The following is a 17,686-nucleotide window of genomic DNA, read 5'->3' on the forward strand; positions in this document are numbered from 1 at the left end:
CACGCCAGAGGGCACCCGTCACGCACGGGACGAAATGTGGTCTCAGGGGGATTCCCCGACGGACTGAATCGCAAGCGCCCGCGGTGATACACAATGGCACGAAGCTTCTATTCCCACATCAAGGAAGCGTGGAAGACCCCGAAGGAAGGCAAGCTGGCCGAACTCCAGTGGCAGCGAAAACAGGAGTGGCGCGAGCAGGGCGCTATCGAGCGCATCGAGCGCCCCACCCGCCTCGACAAGGCCCGTGAGCTCGGCTACAAGGCCAAGCAGGGCATCATCGTGGTCCGCGTCTCCGTCCGCAAGGGCGGCGCGCGCAAACAGCGCCACAAGGCCGGCCGCCGCACGAAGCGCCAGGGCGTCAACCGCATCGGCCGCCGCAAGTCCATCCCGCGCATCGCGGAGGAGCGCGCCTCGCGCAAGCACCCCAACCTGCGCGTGCTGAACTCCTACGGCGTCGGACAGGACGGCTCCCAGAAGTGGCAGGAAGTCATCCTCGTCGACCCCGAGCACCCGGCCATCCAGAACGACGACGACCTCAACTGGATCTGCGACGACACCCACGAGGGCCGCGCCTTCCGCGGTCTCACCAACGCGGGCAAGAAGAACCGCGGTCTCCAGAACCGCGGCAAGGGCACGGAACACAACCGTCCCTCCATCCGCGCCGGCAACGGCCGCGGCAAGTAACGCCCCGCGCACCGCGCCGATTTCTCTCTTTATCGACCGCCGAGCCGCGGCTCCGTCTCGAAGCACCCACGCTTATCGCGGCGGGGCCGGACCATCGAATCGACCCCATGGTCAGTATCGAACTCAGCGGGCCGATACTCGTTGCCGCCGCGGTCCTCGGCGCGGCGTGGCTATACCGCGACGCGAAGCGCCGCGCGATGGACACGGCGGACATGTGGGCCGTCGGGTTTTTCGTCGCGTTCGTCCTCCTGCCGGTGCTCGGCGGCCTCGCCGTGTTCGTCTTCTATCTTCAGAACCGAAACCGACGGCGCGGGTCGCCCGTCGCGGTTCCCGGCGAGTAGTACGGGCGTCGCTCTGCGAGTCAACGCGCAGTCGGAAAAGAAGCGTCGACGACTCAGAACGGCGACGTGGGACCGAGGTCCGCTTCGCCCTCGCCCGCGGAGCCGTCTTCAACCGCGCCGTCCCACGCGTCGAAGCCGCCGCGAAGGCTGGACACGTCGGCGTCGACGTTGCTGTCCAGCACCGAGGCGACCTGCTTCGAACTCTTGCCGACGTAACACGAGACGACGACCTCGGCGGGCCACTCGCGGTCGAACACCTCGGGCCCGAGCGTCGCCGCCGGGAGGTTCTCCGAGTCGGGGATGTGTCCGGACGCGTACGACGAGGGGTCTCGGATGTCGACGACGGCGAGGTCATCGTCGTCGTCGGCCAGTTTCTCGCGGAGTTCGTCGGGCGTCGTCTCGGCGACCATACCCGACGTGAACGGGCGGAGCGTCAAAGGCGCGTCGCTTCCGGCGATGTCGTCGCCAGCGGCGACGGTTCGGGTCCGAGAAGCGAGGGCGTCCGTGCCGCGGCTTTATTCGGTGCCGACGCCAACCTCGGGATATGACGCTCTCACTCGACGCCACCCAGTTGGACCGCTACTCGCGGCACATCATCATGGACGAGGTCGGCCCCGAGGGCCAAGGGCGACTGCTCTCGGCGCGGGTCGTCGTCGTCGGCGCGGGCGGGTTGGGCGCGCCGGCCATCCAGTACCTCGCGGCGGTCGGCGTCGGCGAACTCGTCGTCGTGGACGACGACGCGGTCGAGCGGAGCAACCTCCAGCGGCAGGTCATCCACCGCGACGACGACGTGGGGACGCCGAAGGCCGAGAGCGCCGCCGCGTTCGTCCGCGGGCTCAACCCCGACGTGTCGGTCGAACCGGTCGAGGCCCGCGTGGACAAGTCGAACGTCCACGAGGTCGTCGCCGACGCGGACGTGGTGGTCGACGCCTCGGACAACTTCCCGACGCGCTACCTGCTCAACGACGTCTGCCGATTCGAGGGAATCCCGCTGGTCCACGGCGCGATATACAAGTTCGAGGGGCAGGCGACGACGCTCGTCCCCGAGGGGCCGTGTTACCGGTGTCTGTTCCCCGAAGCGCCTGAACCGGGGACGGTCCCCGACTGCGCGACGACGGGCGTCCTCGGCGTCCTCCCCGGGACGGTCGGCTGTATTCAAGCGACGGAGGCGATGAAGCTCCTTCTCGACGAGGGCGAGGTGCTCGACGGGCGGCTCCTGTTTTACGACGCCATGGACATGACGTTCGAGACGGTCCCGTACCGGAAGAACCCGGACTGCCCCGTCTGCGGCGAGGGCGGCGTCGACTCCATCGAGGACATCGACTACGTCGAGAGCTGTGCAATCAGCCTCGACTGAGGAGCGGGCGGAGTCAGTAGAGTGTTTCTGCTATTCGACGCCTGACTGGGGGCCACCAACGGATACGGCAGGCGGTCCAGAGCCGACGAAGCTGATGGCGATAATCCACTCCTCAGTCGTCGGGTTCACCACTCGCCTAATCGTGTGCGGCGGGACGTACACGAAGTCGCCTGCGTCGAGTTCGACCGATTCCCGACCGGCCGGCCCGTACTCCAGAACGGCGTGGCCGGCCACGACGTACCCGTAGACGTGGCGGTCACCGTTGTGATGCCATCCGGTCGTGACTCCACCGGCGACCCGCGACTGAACCACGATGGCATCCTCGGTTTCGAATATCTCTTGTCGTGAAACGTCGGTGGAGTCGTCTGGGCCTCCCAAACTGGCCCGTGTGACGACTGTAACGTCTTCCATGCCAGTACCCGTCTACCTACGACTGGCAACGAGATAACCGCTCTCTCGAAAGCATCACCGGTAGATTCGCGCGCTGTCTTCAGTACGGCCTCAGCAAACGATCAGTCGCTGAGGACTCCAACAGAGTCACCGTCGCGGGAGACGCGCTACCTATCGAACTGGAACCCGCCGAGCTCGTCGTCCGAGCCGCCGTCGGTCGCCGCGCGAACCGAGTCGGCATCCGCGTCGGCGTCCGCGCCGTCGGCCACGTCGTCGAAGTCCATCGCGTCCAGTTCCTCGACCGCCGCGGCGTCGCCGCCGACGAGGGCGTCGACCCGGTCGGCGAGCGCGTCGAGGGCGACCGTCTGGTCGGCCGTCGCGTCGGTGATGTCGGTCGTCGACTCTTCGGCGGCGGTCGCGTGCTCTTGGGCGACCTGAATCGTACTCGTGACCTCCTCGATGTTCGTCGCCTGCGAGTCGGTCGCGCGGGCGACCTCGGTGACGCCGTTGGCCGCCGAGTCCGCGGCGTCGGCGATTTCGGAGAGCGAGGCGAGCACGTCCTCGATTTCGCCGGAGGCGACCTGAATCTGCTCGTGGGACTGCTCGGAGGCCAGCACCGTCTCGTCGGCCTGTTCCTGAATCTCGGCGATGCTGTCGGCGATTTCCTCGGTGTGCTCGTGGGTCTGGTTCGCGAGCTGTTTGACCTCGTCGGCGACGACCGAGAAGCCCTCGCCGGCCTCGCCCGCGCGGGCGGCCTCGATGTTCGCGTTGAGCGCGAGCAGGTTCGTCCGGTCTGCGACCTCCGCGATGACCTCGACGACCTCCTCGATGACGCCCATGCGCTGTTGCAGTTCGGTCACGCTGTCGAGGAGTTCGTCGGAGATGTCGATGACTTGGTCGGTCGCGGTCCGGATGCTCTGGCCGGCCTCGTGGCCGTTTTCGGCGGCCACGCGGGCCTGATTCGCCGCCGACGCAACTTCGTCGGAGGTGGCGGCAATCTCCTCCATGCTGGCCGATAGCTCCTGCATCTCCTCCGCGCCCGTCGACAGGAGGTCCGCCTGCTCCGTGACCTGCGACTCGATGTCGGTCGCGGCGGTCGCGGCCCGCTGAATCGCCCCGCCGAGGTCCGCCGTCGTGGCGTCGACGTCGTTCGCGAGGCGGTCGAACCGGGTCGCCATCTCGTTGAGGTCCGAGACGACCGCCAGCGTCTCGTCGTCGAGGACGCCGCGGTCGTCCGTGAACGACGCCCGCGCCGAGAGGTCGCCGGCCGTGAGACTCCCGATTGTCGACGAGACCTCCTCGACGAGCGCCTCGGAGGCCCGCTGTTTCTCCACCGCGTCGGTCCGGTCGTGGACGGCCTCGACCACGCCGACCAGTTCGTCGCCCTCGAACAGCGGCTGGGCGGTGAACGCGATGTGCCGCTTCGCGCCGTGCCGGTCCGTCATCGTGCTGGTGTCGCGGTAGAGCTGGCGGCCCTCGTCGACCACGTCGAGTCCGTGGACAACGTCGGCGCTCCGCGGGTCTTCGAGCACCTTGTCGGCGAGGGTCTTCGCCCGCCGGCCGTCCGGGTAGAACAGTTCGCTCACGTGCTCCGAACCGAGCGCCTCCGCGGCGGGGACGCCCGTGAGCGTCGTAATCGGAGCGTTCCACGCGATGACCCGCCCGTCGGCGTCGAGGACGAACACCGGCATCCCCACGCCGTCGAGCAGGGCACCGGTGTGCAACTGCTCGGCCGCCGCCGCGACCGTCCCTCGTTCGTCAGCCTGTGCGCCACCGTCGGTCCGCGTCCGAGCCCCGGCCCCCGGGACCAGCGCCGCGAGTCGCGAAAGCAGGTCCATACGTCTACCCCACGATGATTGCCGGTATAACGCTACGTTCCTGAGTATCAACACTGATTCTGTGGTGGTACAGAATCGGTACACTCCGGCGGCGGGCGTGGAAAACGGACGGTCCCGAAATGCGGTCGTCGCGCGGGAGAGTCGAACGGGAAACCAGAGAGGGGCGAACCGGAACCGAAAAGGGTCGAACGGGAGACCAGAGAGGGCCGAAACGGGGGTGGAAGGCCGAGTCGGGGGGACAGCGGTTCAGACGGCCGCGAAGCCGCGTTCCCGCGGAGCGGTCGCGGCGTCAGTCGGTTCGGTCGGTGTCGCCGTCGGTGCGGCCGGTGTGGTCGGGGGCGTCACCGTCGAGGCCGCCGTCAGTCGCCGGCGCGTCGAAGTCGGCGACCGAAGCGCCGGCGGAGTCGGCGAGCGCGCCGTCGCGGTCCGCGGCGTCGTGGTCGACGGTAAACTCTGAGACGAGCGACATCAGCCGCTCGGACTGGGTGGCGAGGCGGTCCGCGCCGTCGGAGACCTCGCTGAGCGAGGCGGTCTGTTGTTCGGCCGCGGCCGCGACCGACTCGGCGCGCTCGGCGGTCTCGTCGCTGATATCCGAGACGCGGTCCATCATCGACGCGACCTCCTCGGTCGAGGCGGCCTGCTCGTCGGTGGTCCGGCTGATTTCGTCGACGCCGTCGGTCGTCTCGCGGACGTTCTCGACGATGGTGTCCAGCGAGTCGCGGGCGGTCTGGACCGCGTCGACGCCGGAGTCGACGGCGTCGCGCGTCTCGCGCATCTCGGAGACGGACGCCGCGGACTTCGCTTGGACCTCCTCGATGGTCGCCTCGATTTCCTCGGCGGAGGCCTTGGTCTCGCCGGCGAGTTCCTTGACCTCGTTGGCGACGACCGAGAAGCCCTCGCCGGCCTCGCCCGCGCGGGCGGCCTCGATGTTCGCGTTGAGCGCGAGGATGTTCGTCTGCTCCGCGATGTCGGTGATGAGTTCGACGATGTCGCCGATTTCGGCCATGTCGCCTTCGAGGTCCTCGATGCGGTCGACCGTCCGGCGGGTCTGCGTCTCGACGGTCTCGATGGTGTCGATGGCGTCGGCGGCCGCCTCGTGGCCGTCCTCGCTCGCTTCGAGGGTGTGTTGGGCCGTGCGTTCGAGTTCGCTCGCCGAGGAGGCGACCTCCTCGATGGTCGCAGAGAGGTTGCTCGTCTCGCCGGTCGTCTGCCGGAGGTTCTCGCGCTGTTCGTGCGCGCCCTCGGCCATGACCTGCGTGGACTCGCTGACCTGCCGGCTCGCGCGCTCTATCTCCTGGGAACTCGCGGTGACCTCCTGACTGGCCGCGGCGACGGTCTCGGAGAACTCGACGACCTCCGCGACGGTCGCTGCGAGCTCGTCGGCCATGTCGTTGAACGACCGCGCCATCCCGTTCATCGCGTCGTTGTCGGCGTCCTCCGACATCCGGCGCGTGAGGTCGCCGTCGGCGGCGTCGGCCATCGTCTCGCTGAACTCGGCGGCCTTCGCTTCGAGTTCGGTGATGAGGGCTTCCAGTTCAGTGTGCGTCTGGCCCATCGACTCGCCGAACGACCCCGGGATGTCCTCGTCGAGGACGGGGTCGTCGAAGCGCTTGTCCGCGAGCGCCTCGGCCTGCCCGGCGACCGTCGTCAGGTACGACTGCATCGACTCGAAGGAGTCGTACAGCCGGCCCATCTCGTCGATGCGGGCGGTGTTCGGGAGGTCTCCGTCGACCTCGCCGTTGGCGATGTCGTCGGCGTTGCGGGCGACGACCGAGAGGGACCGCGCGGTGCCGCGACCGATGGTCGCGCCGACGAGGAACAGCGCGCCGACGGCGAAGGCGACGAGGAACATCACGTTCGTCGTCACGTGCGACTGGAGCGCGAACGCCCGGTCGGCCGGGACGTGGTAGGTGAGCACCCAGTCGGTGCCGGTGATGGGCGCGTACGCCATCGCGTACTCGCCGGGCTCCATGCCCGTGCGGGCGGAGACGACCTCGTAGCCGGTCTGCCCGGAGAGCGCGGCGTCGATGGCCTCGACGGACGAGCCGTCGGCGGCCGCGTACTCGTCGAGGATAGACGCCTTGCGGTTGTCGAACAGGATGGTCCCGGACTCGGTGACGACCTTGGTGTCGCCGGTCGCGTAGGGCGATTCGAACTGGTGGGAGCCGGCTTCGAGCGACGCCGTCAGGACGACTGCGCCGTTGGCTCCGGAGACGGGCGCGGCGAACGCGACGACCGGCTCGCCGCCGGACTCGTAGGGCGCGGAGACGGTCACGGACTGGCCCGACGCCAGCGCCGCGGCGTCGTCGGCCCACGGCGCGGACAGCGAGTCGAGCGACTGGCCGGTCGCGCTGTCGGTCGTGCTGGCGACGACCGCGCCGGTGTCGGCGTCGACGTAGTGGAGCGAGCGAACGTCGCCGGAGAGCTGGATGAGCTTCCCTTCGAGCCACCGCTGGTGGTCGGCCGCCGGGGTGCCCGCCGGCTGGTCGGCGAGCGACTCCGCGAGGAACGAGACGGTCGATTCCTTCGAGGTCACCCAGTCGGAGACCGACTTCGCCTCCGTCGCCGCCGCGCCGCGAATCTGCGACTCGGTCTGCGACTCGACGACCGACTTCGTGTCGAAGTGGATGTACGCGCCCGCGCCGCCCATGACGACCGCGATGAGGAGGAGCACGACGCCGAACTTCGCCGCGTAGCGCCGGCGAATCACGTTCGGAAGCGCCCGTTCGAGGAGGCTCGTCAGCCGCGAAAACGGGTTCATTGCGAACCTCCGGACTCGAAGAACTGGCGCTGGAGCAGTTCGACCTGCTCGACCGAGCCGTTGTGGACGCGCTCGACGAGATACGAACTCAGCGGTTCGAGCGCCTCCGTGAGGTCGACCCCGCTCGACGCGCCCTGATAGTTCAGTTCGCGGCCGGCGTCGACGAGCGTCCGAACCCGGTCGAACTCGCCGACGGAGACGGTGTGGCCGGTCCCGCCCGAGACGGCCTGCAGGGCGTCGGCGATGGCCGGACCCGACGCCTCGCCGGCGTACTCCGCCGCCGTCGCCATGAGGAACAGGGCGTCGTAGGCGTTCGCCGCGTAGGGCTGGAGCGGCGCGATGTCGGAGAGCCGCTGGGTGAGGTGGAAGTAGCCGTCCGTCCGAACCGACGAGAGCGAGGCGCTGTAGAAGCCCTCGTAGTAGGGCGGAATCTCGCCGTCGAACAGGCCCGCCGAGAAGACCCACGGGGCCTCGTGGTCGGACGCGCCGTAGGCGTCGAGGACGCCCCGTTCCTGTCCGGGGACGCTGACGAAGCCGACCGCGTCGGGCGAGTCGGCGAACACCTCGTCGACGACGCCGCCGAACTCCTCCGCGCTCGGGTCGTAGCTGACCTCGGTGACGACCTCCGCGTCGAGTTGGTCGCCGAGCGCGGTGCCGAGGTCCGAACCGAACGCCCCGTCGACGGTGAGGAGGGCGACCCGGTCGGCGTCGGCGTACTGCGTCGCGTCGAGAATCTTCGCCATCGCGGTCGCCTGGAGGCTGTCGCTCGGGACGGTCCGGCCGAAGAACTTCCGCCCGTCGGCGCGCCCGGCGTCCGAGAGCCGCGGGTTCGTGCTCGCCGGCGACATCTCCATGACGGCGTCGTCGGCCGCCTTCGGAGCGAGCGCGAGCGACACGTCGCTGACGAGGCCGCCGACGAAGCCGATGACGCCCGCGTCGGCCAGCGAGGCGTAGCCGTCGGTCGCGACCGACGCGGACCCCTCCGTGTCCACGGTGGTCAGTTCCACCGGCCGCCCGAGCACGCCGCCGGCCCGGTTGATGTCCTCGACCGCCTGCTCGGCGGCGCGCTTGCCGTGCGTTCCCACCTGCTCCAGCGACCCGCTGACGGGCAACATCGCCCCGAATCGAACGGGCTCCCCGGACTCCGTTCCGAACGTCCCCACGCACCCGGCGAGCGAGCCGAGCCCCACCGTGCCGGCGGCCGCGCGGAGAAACGTTCGTCTGTCGTACCTGACTGTCACAGATTTCCCGAGACAACTCCCGTATATAATTTTGGGCCGCCGATTATCATACGCTGTATTTTTGGGACGATTGTCCAACATCGAACACGAAACATGGATGTGCTACCATTCAACACTCTGTCGGGTCGTCGCGCCGGGCGGTCAAGAGTCGGGGCACGCACACCCCCGACGGACGGGGCATCGTAGCGTTTTATCCGCCGGCCCGCCCACGTGCGGACATGACTACTCAGGGAATCGTCGGACAGTTCCTCTCGCTGAAAGAGGAGACCGACGCCGACCTGCTCGCCATGCAGTGCGGCGACTTCTACGAGTTCTTCGCCGACGACGCCGAGACCGTCGGCCGCGAACTCGACCTCACGGTCTCCCAGAAGTCCTCGCACGGGTCGTCGTACCCGATGGCGGGCGTGCCGCTGAACGACCTGACGCCCTACCTCAAGGCGCTCGTCGAGCGCGGCTACCGGGTCGCCGTCGCCGACCAGTACGAGACCGAGTCCGGCGACCTCCGCCGGGAGATAAAGCGCGTCGTCACGCCGGGGACGCTCCTCGAAACGTCCCGCGCCGACGCGCAGTTCCTCGCGGCCGTCGTGACCGCCGGCGACGGCGTCGGCCTCGCGTTCGCCGACATCACGACCGGCCAGTTCCTCGTCACCGAGGCCGCGACCGTCGACGACGCCGCGGCCGAACTCTACCGCTTCGCCCCCGTCGAGGTCCTCCCCGGCCCGGACCTGCGGAGCGACGACGAGACGCTCTCGCGCCTGCGCGAGGCCACCGACGCCTCCTTCTCGCTTTTCTCCACCGAGGCGTTCGCGCCGGGTCGCGCCCGCCACGCCGTCCGCGAGCAGTTCGGCGCGTCCACGGTCGATAGCGTCGGCCTCGACTCCGACCTCGCGACCCGCGCCGCCGGCGGCGTCCTCGCCTACGTCGAGGAGACGGGCGCGGGCGTCCTCCGGTCGATGACGCGCCTGCAGGTCTACCACCCCTCGGACCTGCTCGAACTCGACGCGACCACCCAGCGCAACCTCGAACTCATCGAGACCATGCACGGCGACCGCTCGGGGTCGCTTTTCGACACGATAGACCACACCGTCACCTCGCCCGGCGGCCGCCTCCTCCGCGAGTGGCTGACCCGCCCGCGACGCGACCGCGACGAACTCGCCCGCCGCCTCGACGCCGTGGAGTCGCTCGCGTCGGCCGCCCTCGCCCGCGAGCGCGTCCGCGAGGTGCTCGACGGGGCGTACGACCTCGAACGGCTCGCCTCCCGGTCGGCCTCCGGGAGCGCCGGCGCGTCGGACCTGCTTTCGGTCCGCGACACGCTCTCGGTGCTTCCCGCGCTCGCCGACGCCATCGAGGGGACCGAACTCGCGGACTCTCCGCTCGCGGAAGTCGTCTCGCGGCCCGACCGGGACGCCGCGGCCGACCTCCGAGCCGACCTCGACGACTCGCTCGCCGAGGACCCGCCGAAGACGGTCACGCAAGGCGGGCTGTTCCAGACGGGCTACGACGACGACCTCGACGACCTCATCGAGCGCCACGAGTCGGCGAAGTCGTGGCTCGACACGCTCGCCGACCGCGAGAAGCGGGCCCACGGCCTCTCGCACGTCACCGTCGACCGCAACAAGACCGACGGCTACTACATTCAGGTCGGCAAGTCGGTCGCGGACCAGGTGCCCGACCACTACCGGCAGATAAAGACGCTCAAGAACTCCAAGCGCTTCGTCACCGAGGAGTTAGAGGAGAAGGAACGCGAGATTCTCCGGCTCGAAGAGGCCCGCGGCGACCTCGAGTACGAACTGTTCGAAGAGCTCCGCGAGCGCGTGGCCCAGCACGCCGAACTCCTGCAGGACGTGGGCCGGACCATCGCCGAGGTGGACGCGCTGGCGTCGCTCGCCACCCACGCCGCCGGCAACGGCTGGACGCGCCCCGAACTCACCGACGCCGGGGCGCTCGACATCGAGGCCGGTCGCCACCCGGTCGTGGAGACGACGACCGACTTCGTCCCGAACGACCTCCGCATGGACGACGACCGCGGCTTCCTCATCGTCACCGGGCCGAACATGTCCGGCAAATCGACGTACATGCGGCAGGCGGCGCTCATCACGCTCCTCGCGCAGGTGGGGAGCTTCGTCCCCGCCCGAAGCGCCACCGTCGGCGTCGTCGACGGCATCTACACCCGCGTCGGCGCGCTGGACGAACTCGCGCAGGGCCGCTCGACGTTCATGGTCGAGATGCAGGAGCTGAGCAACATCCTCCACTCGGCCACCGAGGACTCGCTCGTCATCCTCGACGAGGTGGGCCGCGGGACGGCCACCTACGACGGCATCTCCATCGCGTGGGCGGCCACCGAGTACCTCCACAACGAGGTGCGCGCGAAGACGCTGTTCGCCACGCACTACCACGAGCTGACGAGCCTCGCGGACCACCTCGACCGCGTCGCCAACGTCCACGTCGCGGCCGACGAGCGCGACGGCGACGTGACGTTCCTCAGGACCGTCGTCGACGGGCCGACCGACCGGAGCTACGGGATTCACGTCGCCGACCTCGCGGGCGTCCCGCGCCCGGTGGTCGACCGCGCCGGCGACGTACTGGACCGACTCCGCGAGGAGAAGGCCATCGAGGCGAAAGGCTCCGGGTCGTCGGAACCCGTACAGGCCGTCTTCGACGTGGGAAGCGGGCAGATGACCGTCGCCGAAGCCCCCGAGACTGGCGGCTCCGGCGGTTCGGCCGGCTCCGGCGCGCCCGCGAACGGCGCGACTGGCAACGGCTCAGTGGACGCGGCCGCGGCCGTCGAGTCGAAGGCCGAAACGGGCGACGCCGGAACTGGGGCCGAGACCGAGACCGAGACCAAGGCCGCGCTGGACCCCGAGACCGAGACCGAGGCCGCGCTGGACCCCGAGACCGAGGCCGTCCTCGGCGAACTGCAATCGACCGACGTGAACGCCACGTCGCCGCTGAACCTGATGGCGAAGGTGCAGGCGTGGCAGTCGAAACTCGACGGCGGTGACGGCGAATGAGCGACATCAAACAGCTCGACGAGAAGACTATCCAGCGCATCGCCGCCGGCGAGGTGGTCGAGCGACCAGCCTCGGTCGTCAAAGAGCTGTTCGAAAACAGCCTCGACGCGGACGCGACGCGCATCTCCGTGGCCGTCGACGCCGGCGGCGTGGAGGGCGTCCGCATCCGCGACGACGGCGTCGGCATGAGCGAGGACGACCTCGAACTCGCCGTCCGCGAGCACACGACGAGCAAAATCGGCGACATCGAGGACCTCGAAGCCGGCGTGGGCACGCTCGGCTTCCGCGGCGAGGCGCTCCACACCATCGGCGCGGTGTCGCGGCTGACCATCCGGTCGAAGCCCCGCGGCGGCGACGTGGGCACCGAGTTGCAATACGAGGGCGGCGAGGTCGAGTCGATTCGACCCGCCGGCTGTCCAGAGGGGACCGTCGTCGAAGTCGACGACCTGTTTTACAACACGCCCGCCCGCCGGAAGTTCCTCAAGACGACGGCGACCGAGTTCGACCACGTCAACGCGGTCGTCACCCACTACGCGCTCGCCAACCCCGACGTGGCCGTCTCGCTCGAACACGACGACCGCGAGGTGTTCGCCACCGAGGGTCGCGGCGACCTCCAGTCGACCGTGCTCTCGGTGTACGGCCGCGAGGTCGCGGAGTCGATGGTTCCGGTCGACCGCGACGCCCCCGGCGTCTCCGTCTCGGGGCTCGTGAGCCACCCCGAGACGACCCGGAGCACCCGCGACTACCTCTCGACGTTCGTCAACGACCGCTACGTCACGGACCGCGTGCTCCGCGAGGCCGTCCTCGACGCCTACGGCGGCCAACTCGACGCCGACCGCTACCCCTTCGCGGTGCTGTTCGTCGAGGTCGCGCCCGACGCCGTGGACGTGAACGTCCACCCGCGGAAGATGGAGGTCCGCTGGGACGACGAGACGGGCGTCAAGCGCGACGTGACCGAGGCGGTCGAAGACGCCCTCCTGAGCAACGGTCTCGTCCGGTCGTCGGCCCCGCGGGGGCGGTCGAAAGCCGACGAAGCGGCCATCGAACCCGGTTCGCCCGACGGCAACGACGCGACCTCGATGGACCCCCACGAGGTCCGGGAAGCGGATTCGGACGGCGAATCGGGAGACGCGGGCGACGCCGACCCCCCGTCAGCGCGGGACGTGCAGTCCGCGCGGGAGGCTCGGGAGGACCGAGCGGTCCGCGAGTCGGGCGCTCGGGCGAACTCGGACGCAACCGCGACCCGCGACGCCGACCCGGACACCACGACTGCAACTGAACGGGAGGCGGGCGTCGACGCCGACGGTCCTGCTGGCGACCACGGCTCGCCCGGTTCGACCGTCGAGACGCCCGCGGACTCGTCCGGGGCGACTGACCCGCCGTCGTCCGCGCCGCCGACGCCGCCCCGCGAGTACGACCTCGCGCCGGGGCCGGAGACGACCGAGCAGTCGTCGCTTTCGACCGACGACGGGGGCGAATCGGAACCGACGCCGGACGCGGCGTCGTCGGCCGAAGCGGGGGCGGACGAAAGCGCGTCCCGAAGCCCTCCCTCGCGCATCGCCGCGCCGACGACCCAGCGCGACCTCTCCGGTGAGGAGGCGGACCTCTCGCCCGAGTTCGACTCGCTCCCGTCGATGCGAATCATCGGCCAACTCGCGGACACCTACATCGTCGCCGAGACCGACGAGGGGCTGGTGCTCGTCGACCAGCACGCCGCCGACGAGCGCGTGAACTACGAGCGCCTGAAAGGCGAGGTCGAAGGCGACACGCCGACGCAGGCGCTGGCCGAGCCGGTCGAACTCGAACTCACGGCGCGCGAGGCGGCGCTGTTCGAGGAGTACCGCGAGGCACTGGCGCAGGTGGGCTTCCACGCCGGCCGGACCGGCGAGCGGACCGTCTCGGTGCGCACCGTGCCGGCGGTGTTCGACGCCGCGCTCGACCCCGGCCTGCTCCGGGACGCGCTGACGGCGTTCGTCCGCGAGGAGGTCGACGGCGGCCGGAAGACCGTCGACGCCGTCGCCGACGAACTGCTGTCCGACCTCGCGTGTTACCCCTCGATTACAGGCAACACGTCGCTCCGGGAGGGCTCCGTGCTCGACCTGCTCGCGGCGCTCGACGACTGCGAGAACCCCTACGCCTGCCCCCACGGCCGCCCGGTCATCGTCGAGTTCGACCGCGACGAAATCGCCTCGCGCTTCGAGCGCGACTACCCCGGCCACGGCGGGCGGCGACGCGAGGAGTAGCCCGAGCGGGTCGGGTCGGGTTGGGGCAGGCCGGGCGGGCGCGGCCGTCTCGTCGCGCTGGTCTCGCCGCCTCGCCCCGGTTCTCGGAACCGATAGCCGCGGCGAGGATTCAAGTCCGAGCGCCGAGACAGTGGAGGCGATGAACCCGCTGGTCGTTCTGGGCGTCTGCTTCGGGCCGCTGGTGCTCGTCGTCTCGTATCTCTTCACCGCGGCGACGGGACCGAGCGTGCCGCCGTGGGCCGACGCGGTCGGGCAGGCGATTCGGCTCTACGGGACGGCGGCCGCCGTACTCGTCGGCCCGCTGGCGCTCTACGCCGACCGACTCGACCTCGCCCGCGAGAGCGACTGGGTTCCCTCGCCCGTGTACTACCTCGTGGCGGTTCCGTTCTTGAGCATCCCCATCGCGTTCATCTACCTCGTCCGGCGGCTGACCGCCACGTGAGCGGGCGCGGGGCGACCGAATCGACCGCGGGCGCGAACCTCGTCGGCAACGCCGGAGGTTTATATCGCGCCCGCGAACGGCCGTCCATGACAGCACTCGTGACCTTCGGCGAGACGATGCTTCGGCTGTCGCCGCCGCGTGGCGAGCGACTCGAAACCGCCCGCGAACTCGAAGTGCAGGCGGGCGGCGCGGAGTCGAACGTCGCCGTCGCCGTCGCCCGACTCGGAGGAGACGCCGCGTGGTTCTCGAAGCTCCCCGACTCGCCGCTCGGCCGGCGCGTCGTCGGCGAACTCCGGAGCCACGGCGTCGACACCGACGGCGTCGTCTGGACCGACGACGCCGACTCCCGACAGGGCGTCTACTACCTCGAACACGGGGCGGCCCCGCGGCCGACGAACGTCGTCTACGACCGCGCCGACGCGGCCGTGACGACGCTGGAGACGGGCGAGTTCGACCTCGACGCCGTCCGCGACGCCGAGGTGTGCTACACGACCGGCATCACGCCCGCGCTCTCCGAGACGCTCCGCGAGACCACGGCCGACGTGCTCGCCGCGGCGCAGGACACCGGGACGATGACCGCCTTCGACCTGAACTACCGGGCGAAGCTCTGGTCGCCCGACGAGGCGGCCGAGGGCTACCGCGACCTGCTTGGCTCCATCGACCTGCTTTTCGCCGCCGAGCGCGACGCGGCGACCGTCCTCGGGCGCGACGGCGACGCCGAGTCGGTCGCCCGCGGACTCGCCGAGGACTACGGTATCGAGACCGTCGTCGTCACCCGCGGCGAGGCGGGGTCGCTCGCGGTGTCCGACGGCGCGGTGTTCGAACAGGGCGTCTACGACGCCGAGACCTACGACGCCATCGGCACCGGCGACGCGTTCGTCGGCGGCTACCTCGCGAAGCACCTCGACGGCGGGAGCGTGGCCGAGTCGCTGGAGTGGGCCTCGGCGACGGCGTCGTTCAAGCGGACCATCGAAGGCGATATCGCCGTCGTCAACCCCGAAGACGTCGAGCGCGTCGTCGCCGACGAGGGCGACGGCATCTCGCGGTGAGCCGACGGGCGTCCCGACGACCGGGCGGCCGACCGGCAGGCGTATTTCCGTCCGCCCAGTAGCCGCGGACATGGAGGTCACGACGACCGGCCGGTTCCGGGTCTATCGCAGTCCGCGCGACGGAGACGAACTCCTCTTGCTCGAACTCCCCGACGAGCGCATCGACTGGACCGACCCGGCCGTCGAGACCGACGCCGACGACGCCTACTCGCCGACGTACGTGCCGCAGGCCGGCTACGGCGGCGACCTCGCCGAGCGCGTCTCGGCGCTCGAACCCGGAAACGAAATCGAGGCCACCCTGCGCTGGGAGGACGGCGACCCGCGCTTTGCGGCCGTGACGGTCCGCGACCGGACCCGCTTTCGGTTCGTCGGGGCCGCGACGGGGCTGTTCGAGGCCGCCCGCGAGACGTGGCGGGCGACCGGCGACGGCGAGGCTATCGGCTCGCGCGTCACCTACGGCACCGACGGCGACCCGAACGCCGTGCTCTACGTCTTCGCGAAACAGCCCGGCGCGCGCGACCTGTTCGACGAGTTCGGCGACGGCGTCGTCCCGCTGGACCCGCTTTTGGACCGTCTCGACGACGAGACCGACGCGCCGGACGCGCCCCGCGAGGTGTTCGTCCTGCGCCCCCTCGACGAGGAGTTCGTCCTCGTCGCCATCGCGCTCGACCGCGAGGGGCTGTTCGCGCGGACGATGCGCGACACCTACTGCTGACGCGCCCCGCGAGTCGCGCGGGCTGATGGCGACCGCCGCGGCTCACGCGGGACCGTCGTCGGCGTCGCTCGGCGCGCGGGACCCGCACTCGGAACACCGGTAGACGGTCCGCCAGCCGCCGCCGGTGACGTACCGCCGCCGAAACGAGTGTCTCGCGCCGCACTCGCCGCAGACCGTCGGCGGCCCGTCTGGGCCTGACGAGTCGTGCATACGCCGAGTCGTGGCGGGGACAACCTAACTGTCACGCCGCCGAGCGTCGCCGACGGGACCGTCTCCGAGCGTCGAGCGGTCGGCGTAGCGAGTCGTCGAGCGAGCGCGGTCAACTGCGAGGGACTCGACAGAAAAGCGGGGCGACGGAGCGCGTCAGTCCTCTTGGGACCAGCGCTGGTAGACCGCGGAGCCGCCGAGAACGGCGAAGACGAGCGAGCCGAGACCGGGCGCGCCGACGGCCGAGATGACGGGGACGCCGACGACGACGGCAATCATGAGGACGATGCCGAGCGCGGCGAGGGCGGCGTAGTACTCGCTCCACGAGAGTTCGCCCTCGGGGACGACCTCCATGTAGACCGTCACGTCGCCCGCCTCGGCCAACGAGACGACCTTCGACTCCTCGTCGTAGTGCACGATGTCCAGTTCGACGAGCTTCGGGATGTGGGTCTGTTGTAGCGAAACGTAGGCGCTCTGTCGGATGTTTCGCGGCGGCGGCGACTCCCCGGTCTCGGCTTCCGCGATGCGCTCCGAGAGTTCGCGGAGGGTCAGGTCGCCGTCCTGGAGGAACTCGATGGCCATCCGCCGGCGGTCGTTACTCAGTACCTCGTGAATTCGCGTCTCGGAGAGCCCGGGTTCGGATGTTGTCGCCATACGAGGATTCGATCGGTTTGTGACTGGTCGCTTCTCCTATATCAACAGTTCGCCTCCGGTATCGGAATCGAAAACGCCGACGGCGACGGAACACCCGGACGGAACCGCCGTCAGCCGGGGTTTCGGGGCGAATCGGCGACCGACGGCGGCCGAGAACCGGCCAACAGATACTTGCAACATCGTTCCCCCGTCGCGGCGCGAGCGGAGCCGATTCGGGGGGCGATACGAATCTTTAATAGGAATTCCTGCCGGAGTTAATATATGACCGTCGTCAGCGTCTCCATGCCGGAGGAGCTTCTGGAACGCATCGACTCGTTCGCCGGCGAGCACGGCTACACGGGGCGAAGCGAGGTCGTCAGGGAGGCGGCCCGGAACCTCCTCGGCGAGTTCGAGGACAAGAAGCTCGAAGACCGCGAGCTGATGGCCGTCGTCACCGTCATCTTCGACTACGAGACGACCGCCGTCGAAGAGCGGATGATGGGCCTGCGACACGAGTACGAGGGCCTCGTGAAGTCGAACTTTCACAACCACGTCGGCAACCACTACTGCATGGAGCTGTTCGTCCTCGAAGGACAGCTCTCGGACATCTCGACGTTCGTCGGGAAGATTCGCGCGACCCGCGACACCCTGAGCGTCGACTACTCGGTGATGCCGGTCGACGAGTTCACGGGCATTGTCGAGGACTGAGCTTCGGGACAACCGCCGCGGAGAGGACGCCGACGAGAAGACTCAACAGGCCGCGGCGGCGACATC

At 69.7% G+C, this 17,686-nt stretch carries 16 protein-coding genes; 9 read left to right on the top strand and 7 right to left on the bottom strand.

The features are described 5' to 3' along the window. Positions 1-93 precede the first annotated feature (93 nt). Both C438_RS14640 and C438_RS14645 read left to right on the top strand, forming a co-directional pair. Complete coding sequence (locus C438_RS14640; RefSeq protein WP_004970404.1) at positions 94-684, top strand: 50S ribosomal protein L15e; 591 nt, start codon at positions 94-96, stop codon at positions 682-684. 107 nt (positions 685-791) lie between these two features. Continuing rightward, complete coding sequence (locus C438_RS14645) at positions 792-1,025, top strand: hypothetical protein (RefSeq protein WP_004970405.1); 234 nt, start codon at positions 792-794, stop codon at positions 1,023-1,025. A 53-nt stretch (positions 1,026-1,078) separates the two neighbouring features. On the opposite strand, the gene C438_RS14650 is transcribed toward C438_RS14645, so the two are convergent. Then, on the bottom strand, positions 1,079-1,435 hold the full coding sequence (locus C438_RS14650; RefSeq protein WP_004970406.1) for a rhodanese-like domain-containing protein: 357 nt from the start codon (positions 1,433-1,435) through the stop codon (positions 1,079-1,081). 134 nt (positions 1,436-1,569) lie between these two features. On the opposite strand from C438_RS14650, the gene ubaA reads away from it, so the two are divergent. Then, positions 1,570-2,382, top strand: a complete 813-nt coding sequence (ubaA, locus tag C438_RS14655) for an SAMP-activating enzyme E1 (protein ID WP_004970407.1) — start codon at positions 1,570-1,572, stop codon at positions 2,380-2,382. Between the two features lie 30 nt (positions 2,383-2,412). Here ubaA and C438_RS14660 read toward each other — a convergent pair whose 3' ends face one another. The 4 genes from C438_RS14660 to C438_RS14675 form a co-directional block, all read right to left on the bottom strand. Then, positions 2,413-2,793, bottom strand: a complete 381-nt coding sequence (locus tag C438_RS14660) for a cupin domain-containing protein (protein ID WP_004970409.1) — start codon at positions 2,791-2,793, stop codon at positions 2,413-2,415. Between the two features lie 146 nt (positions 2,794-2,939). After that, positions 2,940-4,610 (bottom strand): methyl-accepting chemotaxis protein, encoded by a 1,671-nt coding sequence (locus tag C438_RS14665; RefSeq protein ID WP_004970411.1) that lies wholly within the window; start codon positions 4,608-4,610, stop codon positions 2,940-2,942. 289 nt (positions 4,611-4,899) lie between these two features. Then, positions 4,900-7,371, bottom strand: a complete 2,472-nt coding sequence (locus tag C438_RS14670) for a methyl-accepting chemotaxis protein (RefSeq protein WP_004970412.1) — start codon at positions 7,369-7,371, stop codon at positions 4,900-4,902. Beyond that, complete coding sequence (locus tag C438_RS14675; protein ID WP_275039883.1) at positions 7,368-8,534, bottom strand: ABC transporter substrate-binding protein; 1,167 nt, start codon at positions 8,532-8,534, stop codon at positions 7,368-7,370. Before C438_RS14675 ends, C438_RS14670 begins: the two co-directional genes overlap by 4 nt. A gap of 296 nt (positions 8,535-8,830) precedes the next feature. On the opposite strand from C438_RS14675, the gene mutS reads away from it, so the two are divergent. The 5 genes from mutS (at position 8,831) to C438_RS14700 (ending at position 16,072) form a co-directional block, all read left to right on the top strand. After that, positions 8,831-11,623 carry a DNA mismatch repair protein MutS gene (gene mutS / locus C438_RS14680; RefSeq protein ID WP_004970414.1) on the top strand — a complete coding sequence of 931 codons (2,793 nt, stop codon included), beginning with the start codon at positions 8,831-8,833 and terminating at the stop codon, positions 11,621-11,623. After that, positions 11,620-13,866, top strand: a complete 2,247-nt coding sequence (gene mutL, locus C438_RS14685) for a DNA mismatch repair endonuclease MutL (protein ID WP_004970416.1) — start codon at positions 11,620-11,622, stop codon at positions 13,864-13,866. Before mutS ends, mutL begins: the two co-directional genes overlap by 4 nt. A gap of 139 nt (positions 13,867-14,005) precedes the next feature. Beyond that, positions 14,006-14,308 carry a hypothetical protein gene (locus C438_RS14690; RefSeq protein ID WP_049918110.1) on the top strand — a complete coding sequence of 101 codons (303 nt, stop codon included), beginning with the start codon at positions 14,006-14,008 and terminating at the stop codon, positions 14,306-14,308. 86 nt (positions 14,309-14,394) lie between these two features. Continuing rightward, positions 14,395-15,357: a bifunctional 2-dehydro-3-deoxygluconokinase/2-dehydro-3-deoxygalactonokinase gene (kdgK1, locus tag C438_RS14695; RefSeq protein ID WP_049918135.1), complete on the top strand. Its 963-nt coding sequence runs from the start codon at positions 14,395-14,397 to the stop codon at positions 15,355-15,357. 70 nt (positions 15,358-15,427) lie between these two features. Next, positions 15,428-16,072, top strand: coding sequence for a DUF6663 family protein (locus C438_RS14700; RefSeq protein WP_004970419.1), 645 nt, complete (start codon positions 15,428-15,430; stop codon positions 16,070-16,072). 42 nt (positions 16,073-16,114) lie between these two features. Here the strand turns inward: C438_RS14700 and C438_RS19765 are convergent, their stop codons facing one another. After that, complete coding sequence (locus C438_RS19765) at positions 16,115-16,282, bottom strand: hypothetical protein (RefSeq protein ID WP_004970420.1); 168 nt, start codon at positions 16,280-16,282, stop codon at positions 16,115-16,117. Positions 16,283-16,435: 153 nt separating this feature from the next. Beyond that, on the bottom strand, positions 16,436-16,933 hold the full coding sequence (locus tag C438_RS14705; protein WP_004970421.1) for a DUF7344 domain-containing protein: 498 nt from the start codon (positions 16,931-16,933) through the stop codon (positions 16,436-16,438). Positions 16,934-17,194: 261 nt separating this feature from the next. Here C438_RS14705 and C438_RS14710 point away from each other — a divergent pair, with 261 nt between their 5' ends. Next, a complete protein-coding gene (locus C438_RS14710) occupies positions 17,195-17,620 on the top strand; it encodes a CopG family ribbon-helix-helix protein (protein WP_004970423.1) in 426 nt (141 codons plus the stop codon). Positions 17,621-17,686 lie beyond the last annotated feature (66 nt).

Origin of the sequence: Haloferax denitrificans ATCC 35960 (assembly GCF_000337795.1) — an archaeon.
GTDB classification, from domain to species: Archaea; Halobacteriota; Halobacteria; order Halobacteriales; family Haloferacaceae; genus Haloferax; species Haloferax denitrificans.